21 protein-coding genes and 1 other RNA gene are annotated in these 21,983 nt (G+C 46.9%); 21 read left to right on the top strand and 1 reads right to left on the bottom strand.

The features are described 5' to 3' along the window. Positions 1-174: 174 nt before the first annotated feature. The 5 genes from speE to argS all read left to right on the top strand — a co-directional run bounded on the left by speE (position 175) and on the right by argS (position 5,498). A complete protein-coding gene (speE, locus tag I2H74_RS22070; RefSeq protein WP_195576410.1) occupies positions 175-1,002 on the top strand; it encodes a polyamine aminopropyltransferase in 828 nt (275 codons plus the stop codon). 27 nt (positions 1,003-1,029) lie between these two features. Further along, positions 1,030-1,899: an agmatinase gene (gene speB / locus I2H74_RS22065; protein ID WP_195576409.1), complete on the top strand. Its 870-nt coding sequence runs from the start codon at positions 1,030-1,032 to the stop codon at positions 1,897-1,899. Between the two features lie 271 nt (positions 1,900-2,170). Next, on the top strand, positions 2,171-3,133 hold the full coding sequence (locus I2H74_RS22060) for an alpha/beta hydrolase (RefSeq protein WP_195576454.1): 963 nt from the start codon (positions 2,171-2,173) through the stop codon (positions 3,131-3,133). 158 nt (positions 3,134-3,291) lie between these two features. Continuing rightward, complete coding sequence (locus I2H74_RS22055; RefSeq protein ID WP_195576408.1) at positions 3,292-3,822, top strand: DUF1934 domain-containing protein; 531 nt, start codon at positions 3,292-3,294, stop codon at positions 3,820-3,822. Continuing rightward, positions 3,819-5,498 carry an arginine--tRNA ligase gene (argS, locus tag I2H74_RS22050; protein ID WP_195576407.1) on the top strand — a complete coding sequence of 560 codons (1,680 nt, stop codon included), beginning with the start codon at positions 3,819-3,821 and terminating at the stop codon, positions 5,496-5,498. Before I2H74_RS22055 ends, argS begins: the two co-directional genes overlap by 4 nt. Positions 5,499-5,567: 69 nt before the next feature. Here argS and I2H74_RS22045 read toward each other — a convergent pair whose 3' ends face one another. Then, positions 5,568-6,719: a S8 family peptidase gene (locus tag I2H74_RS22045; RefSeq protein WP_324254134.1), complete on the bottom strand. Its 1,152-nt coding sequence runs from the start codon at positions 6,717-6,719 to the stop codon at positions 5,568-5,570. A 582-nt stretch (positions 6,720-7,301) separates the two neighbouring features. On the opposite strand from I2H74_RS22045, the gene rpoE reads away from it, so the two are divergent. The 16 genes from rpoE (at position 7,302) to I2H74_RS21965 (ending at position 21,635) form a co-directional block, all read left to right on the top strand. Beyond that, the gene (gene rpoE, locus I2H74_RS22040; protein WP_195576406.1) at positions 7,302-7,853 is read left to right on the top strand and encodes a DNA-directed RNA polymerase subunit delta; all 552 of its coding nucleotides are present in this window, start codon (positions 7,302-7,304) and stop codon (positions 7,851-7,853) included. A 402-nt stretch (positions 7,854-8,255) separates the two neighbouring features. After that, positions 8,256-9,857 carry a CTP synthase gene (locus I2H74_RS22035; protein WP_195576405.1) on the top strand — a complete coding sequence of 534 codons (1,602 nt, stop codon included), beginning with the start codon at positions 8,256-8,258 and terminating at the stop codon, positions 9,855-9,857. 388 nt (positions 9,858-10,245) lie between these two features. After that, positions 10,246-10,584 carry a glycosyltransferase family 2 protein gene (locus I2H74_RS22030; protein ID WP_195576404.1) on the top strand — a complete coding sequence of 113 codons (339 nt, stop codon included), beginning with the start codon at positions 10,246-10,248 and terminating at the stop codon, positions 10,582-10,584. 81 nt (positions 10,585-10,665) lie between these two features. Then, positions 10,666-10,833, top strand: coding sequence for a hypothetical protein (locus I2H74_RS22025; protein WP_229106941.1), 168 nt, complete (start codon positions 10,666-10,668; stop codon positions 10,831-10,833). A gap of 145 nt (positions 10,834-10,978) precedes the next feature. Further along, the gene (locus tag I2H74_RS22020; RefSeq protein WP_195576402.1) at positions 10,979-11,368 is read left to right on the top strand and encodes a response regulator; all 390 of its coding nucleotides are present in this window, start codon (positions 10,979-10,981) and stop codon (positions 11,366-11,368) included. Positions 11,369-11,708: 340 nt separating this feature from the next. Continuing rightward, a complete protein-coding gene (fba, locus tag I2H74_RS22015) occupies positions 11,709-12,563 on the top strand; it encodes a class II fructose-1,6-bisphosphate aldolase (RefSeq protein WP_195576401.1) in 855 nt (284 codons plus the stop codon). Between the two features lie 340 nt (positions 12,564-12,903). Then, positions 12,904-14,157: a UDP-N-acetylglucosamine 1-carboxyvinyltransferase gene (locus I2H74_RS22010; RefSeq protein WP_195576400.1), complete on the top strand. Its 1,254-nt coding sequence runs from the start codon at positions 12,904-12,906 to the stop codon at positions 14,155-14,157. Positions 14,158-14,458: 301 nt separating this feature from the next. After that, positions 14,459-15,760: a transcription termination factor Rho gene (gene rho / locus I2H74_RS22005; RefSeq protein WP_195576399.1), complete on the top strand. Its 1,302-nt coding sequence runs from the start codon at positions 14,459-14,461 to the stop codon at positions 15,758-15,760. A 35-nt stretch (positions 15,761-15,795) separates the two neighbouring features. Continuing rightward, positions 15,796-17,064 carry a radical SAM protein gene (locus I2H74_RS22000; protein ID WP_195576398.1) on the top strand — a complete coding sequence of 423 codons (1,269 nt, stop codon included), beginning with the start codon at positions 15,796-15,798 and terminating at the stop codon, positions 17,062-17,064. Positions 17,065-17,172: 108 nt separating this feature from the next. Next, on the top strand, positions 17,173-17,370 hold the full coding sequence (gene rpmE, locus I2H74_RS21995) for a 50S ribosomal protein L31 (RefSeq protein WP_085498750.1): 198 nt from the start codon (positions 17,173-17,175) through the stop codon (positions 17,368-17,370). Positions 17,371-17,546: 176 nt separating this feature from the next. Then, positions 17,547-17,814, top strand: an RNA gene (ffs, locus tag I2H74_RS21990) — signal recognition particle sRNA large type. 290 nt (positions 17,815-18,104) lie between these two features. Continuing rightward, positions 18,105-19,832, top strand: a complete 1,728-nt coding sequence (dnaX, locus tag I2H74_RS21985) for a DNA polymerase III subunit gamma/tau (protein WP_195576397.1) — start codon at positions 18,105-18,107, stop codon at positions 19,830-19,832. A 41-nt stretch (positions 19,833-19,873) separates the two neighbouring features. Continuing rightward, positions 19,874-20,185 carry a YbaB/EbfC family nucleoid-associated protein gene (locus I2H74_RS21980; protein WP_195576396.1) on the top strand — a complete coding sequence of 104 codons (312 nt, stop codon included), beginning with the start codon at positions 19,874-19,876 and terminating at the stop codon, positions 20,183-20,185. Between the two features lie 124 nt (positions 20,186-20,309). Then, positions 20,310-20,906: a recombination mediator RecR gene (gene recR, locus I2H74_RS21975; protein WP_085498760.1), complete on the top strand. Its 597-nt coding sequence runs from the start codon at positions 20,310-20,312 to the stop codon at positions 20,904-20,906. Between the two features lie 120 nt (positions 20,907-21,026). Continuing rightward, entirely contained in the window at positions 21,027-21,290 is a 264-nt protein-coding gene (locus I2H74_RS21970) for a DUF2508 family protein (RefSeq protein ID WP_229106940.1), read from the top strand. Between the two features lie 81 nt (positions 21,291-21,371). Next, positions 21,372-21,635: a pro-sigmaK processing inhibitor BofA family protein gene (locus I2H74_RS21965; protein ID WP_195576395.1), complete on the top strand. Its 264-nt coding sequence runs from the start codon at positions 21,372-21,374 to the stop codon at positions 21,633-21,635. Positions 21,636-21,983: the final 348 nt, after the last annotated feature.

Below are 21,983 nucleotides of genomic sequence, written 5' to 3'. Positions count from 1 at the left end.
GGGAACAATTTTAATGGTAATGGTTGCTTTTTGAAGGGGATTTTATATAATAGCATTTGTTTGGTGCGATATAGAGTGAAGTGTTACGAATGTTACACAGGAACCATTACGAGCATTTCGAGTTGGGCCAACGATACCATTTACCGGTCACCGGAGAAAGAAGGTTGATGATTTATGGAATTGTGGTACACCGAGAAACAAACGCCGAGCTTCGGCATTACGGCTAAGATTCGCGAAACTTATGTAACGGAACAAACGCCGTTTCAACATTTGGTGATGTTGGATACCGAAGAGTTTGGACGCATGCTCGTATTGGACGGCATGGTCATGACCACGGTGAAGGACGAATTTGTCTATCATGAGATGGTAGCGCACCCTGCGCTGTTCACACATCCTAATCCGAAGAAGGTATTGGTTGTTGGCGGTGGAGATGGCGGCGTCATTCGTGAGATCATGAAGCACCCAGCAGTAGAGAAGGCCGTTCTTGTTGAGATCGACGGCAAAGTGATCGAGTACTCCAAGCAGTACCTGCCAGAGATTGCTGGTGAATTGGACAATCCTCGCGTAGAAGTGATTGTAGGCGATGGCTACATGCACATCCTGAACGCGAAGGACGAGTACGATGTGATCATGGTTGACTCTACAGAGCCAGTAGGCCCTGCAGCACCGCTCTTTGAGCGTGGATTCTATCAAGGGATTTACGAGGCGTTGAAGGAAGATGGCTTGTTCGTAGCGCAAACGGACAACCCTTGGTTCAAGGCCGATCTGATTCAAAAGGTAAACCGCGACGTGAAGGAGATCTTCCCGATCGTGCGTGTATACGGAGCGAACATTCCAACGTACCCAAGTGGTCTGTGGACGTTCACAATGGGCAGCAAGAAGCATGATCCGCTTGAGGTGGATGCTAATGCGATCCCTGAGCTTGAGACGAAATACTATTCTCCGCGCATTCATCATGCGGCATTCTGCTTGCCTAAATTCGTTGAAGATTTGACGAAATAACGCGAGCTTGAAGGAGGAGTAACTAAGATGAAATTAGATCAACGCTATTCCGGCAACGTATTTATTTTAAGCTCGGAAGATTACGAGAACTCAAAGGCCGTTATTTACGGCATGCCGATGGATTATACGGTATCCTTCCGTCCAGGCTCGCGGTTTGGTCCGGGACGCATTCGCGAAGCTTCCGTAGGCTTAGAGGAATACAGCCCTTATTTAGATAAAAGCTTGGAAGATGTCACATACTTTGATGCAGGCGATCTGCTGCTGCCGTTCGGCAACCCTCAGCGAAGCCTTGACGTCATTCAGGAATACGTGGCAGGCCTGATGCAAGACGACAAGTTCCCTATCGGTCTTGGCGGGGAACACTTGGTATCCTGGCCAGTATTGCAAGAGGTGTATAAGAAATATCCTGATCTTGCAATTATTCATATCGATGCCCACGCTGATCTGCGCGAGCATTATGAAGGAGAGGCGCTCTCTCACTCTACGCCGATTCGTAAGGCGGCAGAGCTGATCGGAAGCCGCAACATTTATCAATACGGCATTCGCTCTGGCTCTCGTGAAGAATGGCAGTATGCGAGAGAGAACATCAACTTCTATCCGTTTGAAGTGGCCGAGCCGCTTCGCAAGACGCTCCCAGACCTGTCTGGGCGTCCTGTGTATGTGACGATCGATATCGACGTTCTTGACCCAAGCTGCGCGCCTGGAACGGGCACAGCAGAGATTGGCGGCATTACAACGAAGGAGCTTCTCGAGGCGATCCACTTGATTGCTGGCTCCCATGTCAACGTAGTGGGCTGCGATCTGGTTGAAGTTGCACCGATCTATGATCCAACCGAGCAAACGCCGATTGCAGCGAGCAAGCTGGTTCGCGAGATGCTGCTTGGCTTTGTCAAATAATTGATGACCTAACAATGATGCTGAATAGAAGCGCATGGAATCTGCACAATGCAGAGGACATGCGCTTTTTGTCATAAGTAAGGTATTTGTTTCTATTTAGGCGAACCCAGCATTACTTATTAGCTTCAAAAATAACAATAGGTTCATCTTATAAAGCTTTATCACTTTGAAACTGTCAAGAAGTACCGTAAGAATGGAAGAGGATAACTTAGACTTTAAGAATCGTTCTTTATAAAATAGAAGCAGGAGGGATGGTCTTTTGACGAGAAATATGAAAATACTACTACTATCATTAATAAGCTTCGTTATCATTGTTGTAGGTGCATTAGGGTTTATCGGTAATTATTTTTATAATATCTCGATTAATCCGGTGACAGAGCGTCCGTTTTTTGATAACAACCCTGATCTAGATCTTGCGGTGCCTGCGATGCAGGTGGAGGAGCAAGTGAAGCAGGAGGGTGAACGATCAAAGATATGGATTGAGGACACTCCGCATGAGAATATCACATTAATATCCCATGATGGATTGAAGCTGCGCGGATATGAATACCATCAGACTGAACCGAGCAATCGTTGGGTGATCGTTGCGCATGGTTACATGGGCTATGGGAAGCAAATGGCCTTATCCAGCATGAAGTTCTATGAGCAAGGGTATAACGTGCTGCTCGTTGACCTTCGCGGGCATGGCGAGAGTGAAGGCAAGTATATCGGCATGGGTTGGCATGATCGGTTGGATATGGTAGGTTGGATCAATCGTATCGTGGAGCAGGATGCTCAATCAGAGGTCGTTCTTTATGGAGTATCCATGGGTGGTGCTACGGTGATGATGACCTCAGGCGAGGACCTTCCTTCGAATGTAAAGGCGATTGTGGAGGACTGCGGCTACACTTCAGCGTATGATGAGTTCTCTTATCAGTTGAAGCGCTTGTTCAATCTCCCTTCTTTCCCCATTATGACAGCATCGAATGTGGTCGTTAATTTTCGTGCAGGCTACGACCTGAAGGAGGCTTCCGCACTCGACCAAGTCGCGAAGAGCAAGACGCCGATCCTGTTTATTCATGGGGATGCTGATACGTTTGTACCATATGAAATGGTGCATCAGCTTTATGATGCGGCGAAAGTAGAGAAGGACCTGCTGATAATTAAAGACGCAGGCCATGGCGGTGCACACTTGGCAGGAGCTGCATATTGGAATAAAGTGTGGGATTTCACGAACAAATACATGGAATCTTAATGAATAGAGACAACGGAAGAGGGACTCGCCAATCGGGGGAGTTCCTCTTTTGTATGTGTTGGTGGAAAAGGCAGAAAAGGTTGCAAAAGCGCCCTCTTTCTTGGATAATTGGTGAATCAGCTTATGTTAAGTTTCGTATAGGATAAGGAGTATCGGGAATGATGGGACTTAAGCCGAACAAGCAACGCGTTCGTCTGTCGTTAACCAGTATACAGTCTCATGAGCGTGTGGAGCAGCAGCTGGAAGGGGACCTCTATCAGAAGGGGGATCACTTCTATATTCGATATGTCGAGCCCGAACAGGGTGAGGCAAGGATCGAGAAGTCTGGCTCCTCTCAAGTGGAGACAAGCCCTAATGACAAGCCAACAGCGGTCATGCTGAAGCTAGGTGCAGAGGAATGGAAGCTCACAAGGAATGGAGCTGTGCAGTCTGAGATGTCTTTCGCCCTTGATCGTACTTTGCAAGGGAGATATGTATCGAAGGTAATGGCATTCCGATTGGAGACACGTACCACGTCGATGGCACGCGAAGATCGAGAGATGATTCTGCCGGACGGACAAGTGATGCGCTACCCTGCATATGTAGCATGGACCTATGAATTATATGTACATGAACAAAATACCGGACAATTTCAGCTTGAGCTGAGCATTGAGCCGATGAACTGCGCCAAGGAGGAAGGACAGGAATGAATAAAGGGGTTATTGAACGGATTCACGAAGCGGTGAAGCAAGCGATCGAGGATGCGATTGTAAAGGCGGATTTAGTGGAGCGCGAACAGCTTCCCGTCTTTGTCATTGAAGTTCCAAAGGATAAGACTCACGGGGACTTGGCTACGAATGTAGCGATGCAGCTGACTCGCATCGCAAAGCGCAACCCACGCCAGATCGCAGAAGCCATCATTGAGAACTTGGAAGCAGGAGCTGCTTCGATTGAGAGTGCGGAGATTGCAGGACCCGGGTTTATTAACTTTCGCATGAAGCGGGACTATCTCTATGATGTCGTTCGCGAGGTTACGGAGCTTGGAGACGATTACGGCCGTTCAAGCTTTGGTCAAGGTGAGAAGGTTCAAGTCGAGTTTGTCAGCGCCAATCCTACAGGAAGTCTGCACCTTGGACATGCGCGCGGCGCCGCAGTTGGCGATGCGTTGTGCAATGTGCTCGATTTCGCAGGTTATGAGGTAACACGCGAGTACTATATCAACGATGCCGGCAATCAGGTCATGAATCTGGCCTACTCCATTGAGGCTCGCTATAAGCAAGCGCTCGGACAAGAAGCAGAGATGCCTGAAGACGGCTATTACGGAGAAGACATCAAGGGCTTTGCGCAAGAGCTTGTTGAAGAGAAGGGCGACTCTTTGCTCTCCCTATCAGAAGAAGAGCGAGTGAAGTTCTTTAGACAATATGGTTTGGAAAAAGAGCTTGCTAAGATCAAGCGCGACCTGGCACGCTTTAAAGTGCCATTTAACTCTTGGTTCAGCGAGACTTCTCTCTATGAGACGGGAGAAGTCATTAAGGCCCTTGACGCGCTTAAGGAGCGCGGAGAAGTGTATGAGCAGGACGGCGCTACATGGTTGAACACGACTAAGTATGGCGATGACAAAGACCGTGTATTGATCAAGAATGATGGATCTTATACCTATCTGACGCCAGACATTGCCTACCATCGCGACAAGTATGCACGCGGTTATGATAAGGTCATCAACATTTGGGGTGCTGACCACCACGGCTACATCCCGCGTATGAAGGCGGCGATGGAAGCGCTCGGCAACGACCCTAACAAGCTCATTGTATTGATTGCCCAGATGGTAAGCTTGTTCCAGAACGGGGAGAAGATCAAGATGTCCAAGCGTACCGGCAAAGCGGTAACGATGGAGGACTTGATGGATGAAGTTGGCGTTGATGCGATTCGCTACTTCTTCACGATGCGCTCCATGGATTCCCACTTGGACTTCGATATGGATCTTGCCATCTCGACTTCCAACGAGAACCCTGTATTCTATGTGCAATATGCGCATGCTCGCGTATGCAGCATCTTCCGCCAAGCAGAAGAGCAAGGCATTGCTCTCAAGGCGCTTAGCGAGATCGACTTTACGTCGCTTCAAGCCGAGCATGAGTATGATTTGCTTCGCAAGATGGGCGAGTTATCAGAGGAAGTGGAAGTGGCTGCGCGCGAATTTGCGCCGCATCGCCTCATTCGTTATGTGTATGAGCTTGCATCCTTGTTCCACAGCTACTACAAAGCAGAGCGTGTTATTACTGAGGATGCGAATCAGACGCAAGCTCGCCTTGCTTTGCTCGGCGCCGTGCGCACCGTGCTCGCAAACGTGCTTCGCCTAGTAGGCGTATCTGCACCAGAACGGATGTAATTCCTGCTTGAGTGCTATCATCAATATGAAAAGACCCTTCTCTACGGAGAGGGTCTTTTTTGCTTTCGCTTACATTTGCTCTGCTTCGCGGAGCAATCGAACGATGTCGATCTCACCCGGAGTCAGCGTGCTTCTGCGATTGCTCCTAGAGCGCGTAGCATTCGCGGTTCGCTTAAGGAGAGCCTTAATCTCATGCGGCTTCAGATTCGGCTTTATCGCAAGCAGTAGCGCAATAGCACCGCTGACATGGGAGGTCGCCATCGAGGTGCCGCTCATCTCGTGATATTTGTTTTTTAGCCATGAAGAAACAATCTTCTCTCCTGGCGCATAAATATCAACATAGCTGCCTCGATTACTGAACGAGGCAATTCTTCGGTTTCGATCGGTCGCGCCTACCGCTATCGTTTGACTATAGCGGGCAGGGTAATCGATCGACTTGCGCTTTGCGTCATTGCCAGAGGAAGCGACGACGCTGATGCCTGCATTGGTCGCATTGATAACCGCTTGAAGCAGGGATTTGCTGCGCGATTTCATGCCGAAGCTCATATTGATAACATGGATCTTGTTTCGGACGCACCAGTCGATGCCTGCGATAATGTCCGACACGAAGGCGGAGCCATTGAGATCGAAGGCTTTGACAGGATGAATCAATGCGCGGGGAGCTACGCCTATGATTCCGTACATTTGATTCGATGCCGCGATCGTACCGGCAATATGCGTCCCATGACCATTATCATCGTTTGGAGGCAGGCCTCGTTGCACAAGATTGATGCCGGATAGCAGCGATTGGCGAAGATCAGGATGCCGATAGTCCACGCCTGTGTCAATGACTCCGATGTGGATTCGATGTCCCGTGGTGGTGCTCCATGCCTGGGGGGCTTTAATCTTGCGCACTCCCCAAGGGATGCCTCGCTGCCAGTTGACTGGCTTGTTGGAGGCGGCATGCATCGTTATTTGAAGATCCTCTTCGAGTAGAATATCGCCACTGAATGCTAGCCAACGTTCTTCGGGATCCGCTTGGAGCATACATCGAAATCCGTGAATTAAGGGCTCCTCACGAACGGTGGAGAGCCTTGGGTGCTCGATGGCTGCAAATTTTAACGCCTCACGGCATTGTTCATACAGTCCCTTATGATGAAAGCACAGCAGGTAGGGGCGAATATCTGGTCCGCCAGAAGAGAGCTCGCTTTTCAGCAGTTGGAGAAAGCCCGTTACATCCACGTGGAGACCCCTCCCGACAGTTCCTTGTGGAGTATCGTATGCATCTCGTGCACAGGTGGACTGGTATACCTGCCTTTTTTCATAAAGTTAGGTTCTCCCCCGTGTCAAAGTTCATCGCGACACATAAAATGGAGTAGAGCCAGCGAAGGGCTCTGCACGCCAATATCGAAGGCGTTGCTTACGTCTTCGAGTGCGGATACAGTCGACGCGGAGGGGTCCCTTCGCGTTTTCCTATGTCTAGATTTCGACAGGGATCGATAAATGCCGTTTAACCTACATATAAGGGTATAAAATTGGGGGATTTGCTCGCACGGGAGGACATGCGGAAGAAAACTTGCATTTTATCATCAAATCGGTTTTACTTAGGTTTGAACATGGATATGTTGAAGATAGACCTGACATTTAAGATCGTTATTTTAAGTTGAGTACAAGTTGATTGCGAAATCAATGTAAAGTTATTAAACTTGTATAACGGCAGGGAAGACAACCTCTAATGAAGAATGTGCTGTCTTGTGCGCCAAAGCGTTCATTAGGTGGTTCACATTAGGTTTTCTTTACACTTGTGAGAGGATGTGTATATACATGAGCACCCCGTTGGACCTGAAGCTTGATCCAGACAAAGTACATGAGATGCCGATGGTGGATCTTGCGTTCCTGATCCTGAAAGCAGCGAACACGCCCTTCTACTATCGAGATCTCATGAAGGAGATCGCGAAGATTCGTGGCTTGTCTGAAGAACAAATTATGGATGTAATCGCGCATCTATACACTGAAATCAATATTGATGGCCGTTTTGCATGCGTAGGCGGCAATATGTGGGGACTTAAACGCTGGTATCCAGTTGATCGCTCAGAGGATGCGATTACGGGTGGAGCGAAGCGTCCGCATATTATCAATGATGATGACGATGATGATGATTACTCCGATGATGATGATAGCTATAACAACGATGATGACTTCGACTTCACGGAAGAAGATAGTGAGGAAGAAGACATGTACGTTGATGAAGACGAAGCTGTTGAGTCAGAAGAGGAAGATGAGAACATGCTCGAAGATGAAGATCTCGAAGAGGATGTTGAAGAGGAAGAATCCGAAGAAGAATTCAATGACGAAGAAGAGGAAGATGACCTCTAATCCAAGTTGAAAGCATTAGAGATAATGCCGTTTGCTGGCAGCCTTTTGGGCGGTCTTGGCAGGCGGCATTACGTGTTTTTAGAGGGTACTATTTCCCTTGACACGGACCTTGCGAACGAGTAAACTATCATATGGGCTTTGGATTTGAACGCAATTATATATAAGAGTAATGGAAAGTGCCCCGTGACACTACGGGAGTCACTTTTTTATTTTTTTATAGGTATTGATTTGTGGAATCTAGGCTATTGTGCACATCCGAAACGGTTTTTTGGAAGTCATCAATTTTTCGTCTTCAATTGGGTTACGCTAACGGTATGCCATTGATTGATCGAACCTGATTCGCGAATCTTGGCCTCCCAAGAACATGTCATAAATGCACTTGATCATAGGAGGGTTTCATCAGTGACTAAATATATTTTCGTAACAGGCGGCGTAGTTTCATCTCTAGGAAAAGGGATTACCGCTGCATCCTTGGGTAGATTGCTGAAGAATCGGGGACTTAAGGTAACGATTCAAAAGTTTGATCCCTACATTAACGTGGATCCTGGTACAATGAGTCCTTATCAGCACGGTGAAGTATTTGTCACCGACGATGGCGCGGAGACGGATTTGGACTTAGGTCACTACGAGCGTTTTATTGACATCAACCTTTCGAAGAACAGCAGTGTGACGACAGGTAAAGTGTACTCCACGGTTATCTCGAAGGAACGCCGCGGAGAGTACTTGGGCGGTACCGTACAAGTTATTCCACATATCACAAATGAAATCAAAGAGCGAGTCTTCCGTGCAGGTAAGGAAGCTGGTTCTGACGTTGTCATTACAGAGATCGGCGGCACAGTTGGCGATATCGAGAGCTTGCCATACCTTGAAGCGATTCGTCAGATTAAGAGTGATGTAGGCCGTGACAATGTCATGTATATTCACGTTACATTGATTCCTTACATCAAGGCAGCAGGCGAAGTGAAGACGAAGCCTACCCAGCACAGCGTGAAAGAATTGCGCGGAATCGGTATTCAGCCGAACATGCTCGTGCTTCGCACAGAGAAGCCAATTGCAGACGATGTGAAGCGCAAAATCGGTTTGTTCTGCGACATCGATACAAACGCAGTTGTAGAAGCGTGCGATGCTTCGACGTTGTATGAAGTGCCTCTTATGTTCCGTGAGCAAGGCATGGACGATATCGTCGTTAATCACCTCAAGCTTCAAACACCTGAACCTGATATGGCGGATTGGACGAAGCTTGTTGATCGCGTGAAGTCGCTTCAGAATAAGGTTGAAGTTGCGATCGTTGGTAAATACGTTGAGCTTCATGATGCTTACCTTTCTATTGTTGAAGCGTTGGAACATGCAGGCATCGAAGCGAATTCCGAAGTGAAGATCCGTTGGGTGAACGCTGAGGAAGTGACGGATGAGAACGTAAGCGAGATCTTGAGCGGCATTCATGGCGTGCTAGTTCCTGGCGGCTTTGGCGATCGCGGTATCGAAGGCAAAGTATCTGCGATTCGTTATGCGCGTGAGCAAAAGATTCCGTTCTTCGGTATTTGCTTAGGTATGCAAGTTGCTGTTATTGAATATGCACGTTCCGTTGTGAAGCTTGCTGGTGCAAACAGCTCCGAGATCAACCCAGCTACAGAATATCCGGTCATTGACCTTCTTCCAGAACAGAAGGATGTCGAGGATATGGGTGGAACGATGCGCCTAGGGTTGTACCCATGTAAGCTGCAAGAAGGCTCCTTGGCGATGGATTGCTACCAAGACGAGCTCGTTTATGAGCGTCATCGTCATCGCTATGAGTTCAATAATGAGTATCGGGAAGCTATTGAAGCTGCAGGCCTTAAGATTTCTGGTACGTCCCCAGACGGACGCTTGGTTGAAATTGTAGAGTGCCCTGAGCATCCTTGGTTCTTGGCTGTTCAATTCCATCCGGAATTTACTTCCCGTCCGAACCGTCCACAACCATTGTTCAAAGGTTTTGTAAATGCGGCTTTGACACATAAAAACTAAGATATAACAGATAAAGCTGTTCTTTTATCCATTGGATGAGAGGGCAGCTTTTTTGTTTTTAAGGAATTTCAACGATGAAGGGGGGTCTATATTCCAAGCTAGATCCCTACGATTACTCATCACGAGTTGGATATATCATTACATTTCATTAGGCCTTTGCATGGAGTGTCCATAACCGTAACAGACCACACACATATAATGAAGAAATTTATTGTGATTTGTACTTTTTGTACGTTTCCCTTTGGATATCCGGTACAAGCATGTCAATCTGAATGGAGGGGATGGACTATGAAATATATCGTAGGCATTTTCTAAGTCAATCGCTTGGATCTATTAAGGAAAGCATTGAGCTTTTCTGGCCCTATACGTTTGTCGTTGATAATTCTTGGTGAAGGACCTAAGAGCTCATGCCTCATCGTTTCCTCCTGGAGTTCGTGTCATTGAGCCTCCGATTCCATTGGCGCACAGCCAGTCCCAGAATTTACTGCATCGACTTGGTGCGGAGCATCAGGCGGATATGGTTATTTACATGCACAATGATGCTGAAGCCCATCCACACACACCTGAACAGCTGCTCCATTGGGTAGAACATTTGCACTTGCATAAGATAAGGTGGGGAGTTTTGTTTACCCTGCTAGATACGTTATCCGCCTTTAATATGGAAGCCATTTGTGAGATTGGTCCATGGGACCCCAATCTGCCCATGTATTTCTCGGATACAGATTGATATCGTCGAATGAAGCTGTGCGGCTACGATTTCATTGAAAGCCGTCTTCCCGTTACTCACCATAACGAAGGAGCATCTACCGTGAAGTCGGACCCTTATCAGACCCACATCCAGGTTACTTTTCCTTTGTATCATCTGTATTATCAGTCCAAGTGGGGTGGGGCGCTTGGGCAAGAAATATTCGATAAGCCATTCAATCTTTTTCCGCTTCGTCCGGCGCATTATTTGGAGGGTGACACGTTATCATGACAGATTCTATGACACTCTAGAAACGGAATTGTTTCCAGAAGGAGGAATTATATCTTGAGGCGCGAATAAGGATATAGAACCATGAACTTACTGACTATGCTCTTTTCTGAAGACGAGTAGTCATACACTGTGGGAGGGGTACCAGTTGGAGAATAAGAAAGTGTTAATCGTCGATGACCAGAACGGTATTCGTGTTCTTCTCATGGAAGTGTTTAGCGGTGAAGGGTATGAGGCATACCAAGCCTCCAATGGCAAGGAGGCGTTGGAGCTTGTACAACAAGTAACGCCTGATATCGTGCTGCTGGATATGAAAATTCCGGGAATGGACGGACTCGAAATCCTAAAGCAGATCAAGCAAATGAAGCCGAATATGAATGTGATCATGATGACCGCCTATGGTGAGCTCGACATGATTAAAGAAGCAACAGAGCTCGGAGCACTTATGCACTTCACGAAGCCGTTTGATATTGATGAGATGAGAGTCGCTGTAAACATGACATTGGATGGCTCCAAATCTCCTACAGTCAATACGTAAGAAACGACTTGGGCAGTAGGATATGTCATATGGAATACACCCGTAAAAGCGGCTTCCCTTAGAAGTAATTCAGGAGAAGTCCTTTTTTGTGCGTTCATGTGTCTACATAAAAATGTGATCGTGATGTGAAAATACAGTATTTCGTCAATTAGGGGTCAAAAAGGCATGTTTTTGTTATTTTTAGCGCAATTTATGTATGGGGGAAGGCATATTCAACTTCAGGCATTTGTCAAGAGCTTGTATACTCTTCCTCGGGAGATTGTGTTATAATAACGAAGTACAAGATGTCGGCTAACAAGAATATAGACAGACGACTAGAACCCTATAGGAGGATGGAACCATGCCATTAGTTTCGATGAATGAATTCCTGCCTAAAGCGAAGGAAAAAAAATTCGCGGTAGGACAGTTTAACATCAACAACTTGGAGTTCGTACAAGCCATTACTGAAGCAGGAATGGAAGAGAACTCTCCGCTTATCTTCGGTGTATCCGAAGGTGCGCTTCGTTACATGGGTATGGAGTATACAGTAGCTATGGCTAAAGCTGCTGCTAAAAAATCTGGATTGCCAATCGCTTTGCACCTCGACCATGGATCTACTTTCGAAGTAGCTATGGCTTGTATTCGTGCGGGCTTTTCTTCCGTTATGTTTGATGGATCCCATCATTCATACGAAGATAACATTCGCTTGACTAAAGAAGTTGTTCGCGCTGCTCATGCTATGGGCGTATCCGTAGAGGGCGAGCTCGGTACAATCGGCGGTACAGAGGACGATCTTACTGTTGATGAAGAAGCAGCTACTTTGGCTAAGCCAGATGAAGCAATCCGTTTCTGGGAAGAAACTGGCGTTGACGCTATGGCAATCGCAGTTGGTACTGCTCATGGTATGTACAAAGGCGAGCCTAAGCTTCATTACGATATCATCGAAGCTGTTGCAAGCAAAATCCCTGTTCCAGTTGTATTGCATGGTGGTTCTGGCGTACCAGACGAGTCCATCAAGAAAGCAATCGCAGCTGGTGCTGGCAAAATCAACGTGAATACAGAAAACCAAGTTGCAGCTACAGCAGCAATCCGTGCAGCATTGGCGAAGGATGCAGACGTAATTGATCCTCGTAAATACTTGACACCTGCTCGCAACGCAATGGTTGAAGTTGTTCGCGGCAAGATTCGCTTGTTCGGAAGTAACAACCAAGCGTAAGCTTTGCAATAGCGTTTTGTACGGTACAAAGATGGGAAATGCACCAGTCGGTGTGTTTCCCTTTTTTGCGAATCAAGGTTCATTCTTAAGAGTTAGAATCATCTGATAAGAAATGACACCGTCCTCAATCTCTTCTCCTCCTAAAAGGTCCATCCTGTACATAAATAGGTTATAAATGATAATGCTGCTATAAGTTTCAATTAGACTAAGATTTGAAACCTTGAACTGAAGATGCTAAGATGCTCACAAGACCGTTTTAATCGACGCGTCAAAGGAATAAAACGAAACGTAAACCCTAGCAGATTCGTTTAAGATAGATATGGGAGGAACCAAATCGACGATGGAAAAGCTATTAGTTAGCGGCGGTCGCCCGCTGCGTGGAACGGTGCAGATAAGCGGTGCGAAGAATAGCGCAGTTGCCCTTATCCCAGCAACGATTCTTGCAGAAAGTGAAGTCGTTCTAGATAATTTGCCTAACATAAGTGACGTAGCAACATATGCTGAGATCATCTCGGAGCTTGGCGGCGACGTGGAGCGCACTGACTCTACGATGAAGATAAACCCAGCCGATATGATTTCTATTCCCATGCACAATGGTCTTGTGAAGAAGCTTCGCGCTTCCTACTATTTGATGGGGGCCTTGTTAGGTAGATTTGGTGAAGCCATCATTGGGCTGCCAGGCGGATGCAGCTTCGAACCTCGCCCGATTGACCAGCATATTAAAGGGTTTGAGGCGCTTGGGGCAACGGTATCCAATGATCATGGCTCCATGCATATCTATGCGAAAGAGCTTCGCGGGGCAAAGATTTATTTGGATGTGGCTAGTGTTGGCGCAACCATTAATATTATGCTTGCCGCATCACGTGCAAAAGGCTTGACTGTTATCGAGAATGCGGCGAAGGAACCCGAGATTATTGATGTTGCAACCCTGCTTAATGCCATGGGTGCTAAAATTAAAGGAGCCGGAACAGAAACGATACGTATAGAAGGAGTAGATAGCCTTCATGGCTGCCGTCACTCCATTATCCCAGATCGTATTCAAGCTGGTACTTACATGATTGCTGCAGCAGCTACTCGCGGTGACTTGATCATCGATAATGTCATTCCAAAACATATGGAGGCGCTAACAGCGAAGCTTGAAGAGATGGGCGTAGAGATACAAGAGCTTGACGAATCCATTCGTGTCATCGGTAAACCTCACTATGAGCACGCAGATGTGAAGGCGCTAGTGTACCCGGGGTTCGCTACGGATCTACAATCTCCGATGGCGAGTCTATTGACGCAGGCTCAAGGCGTTAGTATGCTTACTGATTATGTGTATAGCAATCGATTTAAGTATGTTCCTGAACTTTTGCGCATGGGTGCGAAGATAAGAGTGGAGGGCCGCTCGGCAATTATTGAGGGTTCCAAGCTCAATGCGGCGAAGGTAAAGGCTAGCGATCTTCGCGCAGGAGCAGCATTAGTCATTGCAGGCCTAACAGTAGAAAGCGGCATTACGGAGATCTCTGGTGTTGAGTATATTGATAGAGGCTATGATCAGCTTGTTGAGAAGCTTCAGCTCCTTGGCGCAGAGGTATGGAGACAACGAGTGTAGAATAAATAGATTATCCGTTTAAATGTTATAGAATTAGCCAATCCTAATCCTAACAATGAGTCATGGATTGATCTGTTTCCCATCCGTACTTCCACCCTCAACGATCCTATCATCAAGATACTCTTATGATACACCTGATGTCCTAGTCACGTACGTTTTAGTATTAAACAATAAGTCTGGCATCATAGTGGCTTTAAAATTTTTACATGTCATGATTATGATGGTTATGGGTAATAGGTATTAAGTGTTGGTTGATTCCTTACATCATTGATATTTCATTTACAAGAATAGGAGTGTATACATGGAATTACAAATTCAAGATTTGGAGTCCAAGAAGCTGACCGAGCTTTATAAGCTTGCCAAGCAGTTTCAAATTGCCGGCTATGGCCAGATGAAGAAGAAAGAACTCATTTTTGCTATTCTGAAAGCGCAGGCAGAGCAGAGCGGCTATTTGTTCATGGAAGGGATACTTGATATTCTTCCGGAAGGCTTCGGCTTCTTGAGACCGATCAACTATTTGCCGAGTGCTGACGACATCTATATCTCTCAATCCCAGATTCGTCGTTTCGACCTGAGAACGGGGGATTTGGTATCGGGTAAGTGTCGTCCCCCTAAAGAGAATGAGCGCTACTTTGGGCTGTTGCAAATCAATGCCGTTAATGGACAGAATCCGGATGAAGCGGCACAACGCTTGCACTTCCCTGCATTAACACCTCTCTATCCACAGAAAAAGGTTGTTCTAGAGACAGCCGCCGAGAAGACATCGACTCGTATTATGGATATTATTGCACCTGTTGGTTTGGGTCAGCGCGGCCTAATTGTCGCCCCTCCTAAAGCAGGTAAGACCATTCTGCTGAAAGAAATCGCAAACAGTATTTCCACGAACTATCCTGAGATTGAATTATTTGTCCTCCTCATTGACGAGCGTCCGGAAGAAGTAACGGATATGCAGCGTTCAGTAAAAGGCGAAGTGGTGGCTTCTACTTTTGATGAAGTGCCGGAAAATCACATTAAAGTAGCAGAGCTCGTCCTTGAGCGTGCTCTTCGTCTAGTTGAGCATAAAAAGGATGTCGTAATCTTGCTGGATAGTATTACACGCCTAGCGCGTGCTTATAACTTAGTTGTTCCGCCATCCGGCCGTACATTAAGTGGCGGTATTGATCCTGCAGCTTTCCATCGTCCGAAGCGTTTCTTCGGTTCTGCTCGAAACATTGAAGAAGGCGGCAGCTTGACCATTCTGGCGACAGCGCTGATTGAGACCGGTTCACGCATGGATGATATCATCTATGAAGAATTTAAAGGTACAGGTAATATGGAGCTTCACCTTGACCGTAAGCTTGCTGAGCGTCGTATCTTCCCTGCGATCGATATCCGTAGATCGGGCACAAGACGCGAAGAGATGCTGCTTACGAAGGAAGAATTGGATAAGCTTTGGGTTGTCCGTAAAAATATGAACGAATCTCCGGAGTTTGTTGACCAATTTATTCGCAAAATGCGCAATACCAAGACCAATGAAGAATTTATGGCCTCGCTCGATCTCAATGAATCGAACAATACGCCAACACCAACACGTCGCAGTCCACGTAGTTCATCTGTCAGCTAAGTGACTTCAGGAGATGAGGAAGGAAGCATAGAATCATGTATGTAGTGTACGCGGACTCAGATGGCAACATCTATGAGAACGAAGCTTGGACCGCTCTAGCGCGCAGCGGTGATATGATTGTTGAGATTTATGAAGAGGAGCTTATTCCGCTTCCGGAAGGTGCTACCCTTGTTAGTTTGCCTAACACCCGCCCTGTTGGATTTGATCCAGCAAGAGGACAAATGGCGGTCATGGAAGGCGATGTGCAGGCAGTTGGGGCGTTATTGCCTCAAGGATATACCCGCCTGTATATTCCAAGTTACGTTAAGACAGACAAGGAACAGAAGCTTCCGTTGTTCGGATATACGGCTGTTGTGTGGAAGGATGGCGCATTTTATGTTGCCGCTCACCCAACGGATGATCCGTATAAGTGGGATCCTCTCCAATGTGATTCCGATACGTTACGCGGTCAGGTAGATTCACTGCTTGCAAAGTATCCCGAAAACCGACTCTATCAACATCTGTCTCACTGTGCCTTGCAGTATGAATGCTTGACGGCTTCCAATACATTCCTGCAGAGATGGGAAGGAGCCGTACCGGTATCCTACTCATGCAATGCGGGATGTTACGGCTGTATATCCGAGCAGCCGGATGATAGCGGATTTCCGGCTCCACAGACGAGAATGAACTTTAAGCCGCGAACCGATGAGATCGTAGAGATTATGCTTGAGCACCTAAAGTCGCCTGAGTCCATTATTAGCTTTGGGCAGGGTTGTGAAGGCGAGCCGTCTACTCAAGCGAAGCTCATCATTGAAGCGATCCGTGAAGTGCGTAGCAAAACGGATATAGGGTATATTAATATCAATACCAATGCGGGTCTAACTGACCATATCCGCGGTATTGTAGATGCTGGCCTAGACTTGATGCGCGTGAGTACGATCAGTGCGCTTGATGAGCATTACAATGCCTATTATCGTCCGCGGGCGTACACGCTTCAGAATGTGGAGAAGTCGTTGCGTTATGCCTCGGAGCAAGGTGTATACACCTCGATCAACTATCTGGTGTTCCCAGGAGTGACGGATCGGGAGGAAGAAGTAGAAGCGATGGTTGAATTCGCCCGCCGCTCCAAGCTCCGCCTGATCCAGATGCGCAACTTGAATATTGATCCTGAGAGCTACCTAGAGCTTATTCCGAAGGCAAAGGGCGATCTCTTAGGGATGAAGCAGACCATTGAGATCTTCCAGCAAGAGCTGCCTGATGTCGTAATTGGCTCCTATACGCACGTGCCGCCAGCTCCGCTTGCGCGTGCCAAGGCTCGCTATTAATAGGTGTCGCCGTATATTGCGTCGATACAGGACATGTGCTATACTACCATTTGTGTCTGAACTTACTCTGGGCACGCAAAGGGCTCAGGGCGGAAAGAGGTGAATTCGATGAAGCAAGATATTCAACCTAAATATCATGTTACGACTGTAACTTGTGCTTGCGGCAATTCCTTCGAAACAGGTTCTGTTAAGGAAAACCTGAAAGTAGAGGTTTGCTCCAACTGCCATCCATTCTTCACAGGTAAACAGAAGTTTGTGGATGCTGGTGGTCGTGTCGATCGTTTCAAAAAGAAATACGGTATCTAATCGTAATTGGTTTATACAATGGAACTCCCTTGTCTTTATGGCAGGGGAGTTTTGTTATTATTGGAAATGATATGACCTACAAGGGTTCATCAGCCTATAATCCCAGCTATTATTATAAACAGTAAGTTTTGCACGTAGGTTGCACTTTATCTTCAAATGGGCTATACTAGTCCTTGCCGTGCTAGATGGGGAGGTAGCGGTGCCCTGTAACTCGCAATCCGCTATAGCGAGGTTGAATTCCTATTAGAGGTATTGTCGATGTAAGGTCTGGCGTCTTCGCGCAGTGTTGACGGCCGGGTCCTTCGCAATAGGCACCTATGAATCTGGTCAGGTCCGGAAGGAAGCAGCCATAAGTAGGGACGTCTATGTGCCGGAGGGAAGCCTAGCCTGAGCTGTCGCACGGAAGTGCCGCTTGGATCGCAATTATCAATAATAGGTGCACGGTACCTACAATGAAGAATCAAGCATCGACCAGCGTCGGTGCTTTTTTTGTATTTATTTTTTTACTTACACTAGCCATCTAATTGAAAAAAAACGATTATATAGTGATATAATGCTTTATATCCATTTATAACTAATCGATTTACAACGATTCCCTGTATCGGAACTGTGGGGTTGGCTGTTTTTTTACCGAATATGATATAGTATAATAGGTGAAGCTTCGAATAGAACTTCGAAGACATTCCTATGCTCTTCATAGAGTGCGGGAATAATCCAATGTACGAGGTTACAGCATGGCTCATATCGCATTGTATCGCGCTTGGCGCCCTCAATCTTTTCAGGAGATGGTGGGACAGAAGCATATCATTCAAACGTTACAGAATTCGTTGCGGGAGCGACGTTTTTCGCATGCCTATCTGTTTAACGGACCGAGAGGCACCGGAAAGACGAGTACGGCCAAGATCCTAGCCAAAGCGGTGAACTGTGAGCATGGCCCTGGTCCTGAACCCTGTAATGCCTGTGAAGCGTGCAAGCGAATTACAGCAGGCGCTGTAATGGACGTGGTTGAGATCGACGCCGCTTCCAACCGCGGGGTGGAAGAGATTCGAGATCTCCGTGAAAAGGTCAAGTATGCACCGACGGAAGTTCGGTACAAAGTGTACATTATCGATGAAGTGCATATGCTGACCACAGAAGCCTTTAATGCACTGCTTAAGACATTGGAGGAACCGCCAGAGCATGTCATGTTTATTTTGGCTACGACGGAGCCCCATCGGCTGCCTGCGACCATCATTTCGCGCTGTCAGCGTTTTGACTTTCGAAGAGTGTCGCTAGAGGAGCAGGTTGAACGTCTAGCTGAGGTATGTCAGCAGGAGCAGATTACTGCGGATCGGGAAAGTCTGACATACATTGCGAAGCTATCCGATGGCGGCATGCGGGATGCCATTAGCTTGCTCGACCAAGCAGCATCCTTCACGGACGGACAGGTTACCTATCAGCAGGTGCTTGATATCACTGGCGGCATGCCAGAGGAGCAGTTTGCGAAGCTAGCCGTTGCCGTACGAGATCAAGACGTTGCATCCGTCTTGATGCTTATTGAACGAATGATGCAGGAAGGTAAAAGTGCAGATAAGTGCATGGAGAGCCTATTGTACTTTTTCCGAGACTTACTTATGCTGAGACTGGTACCGAACGGTGAAGGATTAACGGATCGGATGACCCGAACAGCGGCTTTTAAAGATGTAGCAGAATCGTTCCCAACAGAGCGATTGTTCGCTATCATTGATGCTTTGAACCGTTATCAGACGGAGATGAAGTATGCGGTTCAGCCTCAGACGTTGTTTGAGGTAGCGCTTTTGCATATTGCAGCCAACCAGACGAGTGGCTCGAATGCATCGAGAGGAGCTTCATCAGAAGCATCCCAGGGTGATGGCCTTGTGCAGAAGCTGCAAAAGCAAGTGAGCGCCTTGGAGGCTAAGCTCAATCAGTTAGCGCAGTCCGGAATCGCACTTGCGGAACCGGCTAAGGCAGAACGGAAGCCTGCAGCGGCAAGACCAAGCGGTCGTGCATCATCGCATGCGAAGAAGCCTCCTCAGTTCGAACAATATGTAGCGAATCGGGATCAGCCGGATGCTACAAGAATTCGTGGCCAATGGGGCCAAGTGCTCCAGCAGGTTAAGGAAGCTGGCGTGACGATTCATGCTTGGCTTGTAAACGGCGAGCCTGTATCGGCGAAGGAAGACGGCGTGCTGGTTGCCTTCAGAAACTCAATCCACCGGGATACTACAGAGAAGCCTGCGAATAAGGAAGTTATTGAACGGGTGCTGCAAGAGACGTTCGGCAAGCCGTATCGCTTGGATACGATGATGCTGAAGGATTGGGAGGCCGCGGCGAAGGATTCGCCTGCCGAGGAGCAGCCTGACTTCCAATTGGAGCCGGAAGGCCATGATCAGGCACGTGAACCATGGATTGACGAGGCTCTTCATATGTTTGGAGAAGAACTCGTTGTCATAAAAGAGTAAGCAAGTCTATTCATTATATAATTAAAGGAGATCACTGACTTATGAACAATATGAACCAAATGATGAAGCAAGTGAAAAAAATGCAAGAGCAAATGCTTAAAGCACAAGAGGAGCTTGCAGACAAAATTGTAACAGGAACTTCCGGCGGCGGCGCTGTTTCCGTTGAAGTAAACGGACATAAAAAAGTATTGAGCATTAATTTGAAGCCAGAAGTAGTAGATCCTGAAGATATCGAAATGCTTCAAGATTTGGTTATTACTGCGGTTAACGATGCTTTGACTAAAGCAGAAGATTTGGCAAATGACGACATGTCCAAATTCACAGGCGGCATGCGCATTCCAGGATTGTTCTAATCAAACAGAACGCTGCACAGGTAGAAGACAGTGGTGCCTAGCTCGTTATAGAGTGCGGCACCACTGTTTTGCATGAACAAGCCTGACAGGGTCACGGCCCATTTATTGAAAGGGGAACGAGTCCGTGTATTATCCAGAGCCGATAGCGAAGTTAATTGATGCGTTCACCCATTTGCCGGGCATAGGTCCGAAGACTGCGGCTCGACTCGCTTTTCATGTTCTTCGCATGCAAGAAGATGATGTAATTGATTTTGCAAAAGCGCTGGTTAACGTAAAGCGCAACCTTCATTATTGCTCCGTTTGCTGCAACATTACGGATACAGATCCTTGCCGCATTTGTCAGGACAAGACGAGAGATGCGTCGGTTATCTGTGTGGTGCAGGAAACAAAGGACCTTGTAGCCATGGAGCGTACGAAGGAGTATATGGGGTACTATCATGTACTGCAAGGCGCAATATCGCCGATGGAGGGAGTAGGCCCCGAGGATATTCGACTTGCTGAGCTATTGAAGCGGTTGAGTGATGAACGAGTAAAAGAGCTTATTTTAGCCACTAATCCGAATATTGAAGGCGAAGCAACGGCGATGTACATATCTCGTCTGGTTCGTCATTTCGGTATAAAGGTGACGCGTATTGCTCACGGTTTGCCTGTAGGAGGGGATCTTGAGTACGCGGATGAGGTTACTCTTTCCAAAGCCTTGGAAGGCCGAAGAGAGCTATAATTCCATTTTTTTCATATAGAAGCTGTACCCTGAATAGATAGGGTGCAGCTTTTTTTCGTTCTAGCACCGGCAGGACAGCCATAGGCTTTTAATAGACAAGCGTAAAGGGGGATTTGGATTATGGTGAACTCTATCGTGAAATGGAAGAAATGGACTTCGAAGGAAAAACAGGTTGATCGGCTGTATCTGCTCGAAGACATCGAAGATGCCTTCTTGAAGTGGGAGCAGGCACAGCTGCGTTTCGATATGGCTCATGGCGAGGATGAAGTGGACTACGCTATTTTTATGCTAGAGGCTGCGGAGAAGCGATTGGCTATGCTGCTAAGACGAGCCAAGCATTCGGAGTTAAGAGTTCATTACTACTTGAAGCATAGTCGTCGCTAATGTTGGACTAGCATCACGATAGGGTTCATTGTTCGAGATTCTTAGATATTCGATCTTATTCTTATAAGGGGAGTGTATGAGTTGAAATTGATCATGCTCATTATGCTGATCGTATCAGCAGTATCCTTAATCTATGTTCTGCTCCGGCAAAAAGGAGCATGGCAGATCGTAACGACATTCTGTCTGCATGGTGTCATGGCATTTGTTCTGTTGTATCTAGTAAACACCACAGGCTGGTTGGCTGGCGTTCATGTAGCAACAAACATCGGTTCTCTAGTAACAGTCGGGGTATTAGGAGTGCCAGGATTAGCGGTGCTTGTCGCCTTGCAAACTTATTTAACTTAAGTGTTGACTTTTATGGGCAGTATATGATAAATTAATAAACGTCGCTTCGGGCGAAACCATTTTTTAAAGAATCTTAAGTTGAACAATCAACGGAAAAATAATTTAAAAAAATGCTTGACGCTGAAGATGATGATATGATATATTATAAAGGTCGCCGCTGAACGATGTGGTCGACTAAAGCGGAAGTGATCGAGATGATCACGAAGCAAAATTGTTCTTTGAAAACTGAACAACGAGTGAAACATTATTGAGAATTAAATTCTCGTCAGCAATACAAATGAGCAAGTCAAACACTTTTATGGAGAGTTTGATCCTGGCTCAGGACGAACGCTGGCGGCGTGCCTAATA

The organism is Paenibacillus sp. 1001270B_150601_E10, from assembly GCF_015558675.1.
Taxonomy (GTDB): domain Bacteria; phylum Bacillota; class Bacilli; order Paenibacillales; family Paenibacillaceae; genus Paenibacillus_B.
The sequence above is the reverse complement of the archived record's forward strand: the minus strand, read 5'-3'. Positions and strand labels throughout refer to the sequence as shown.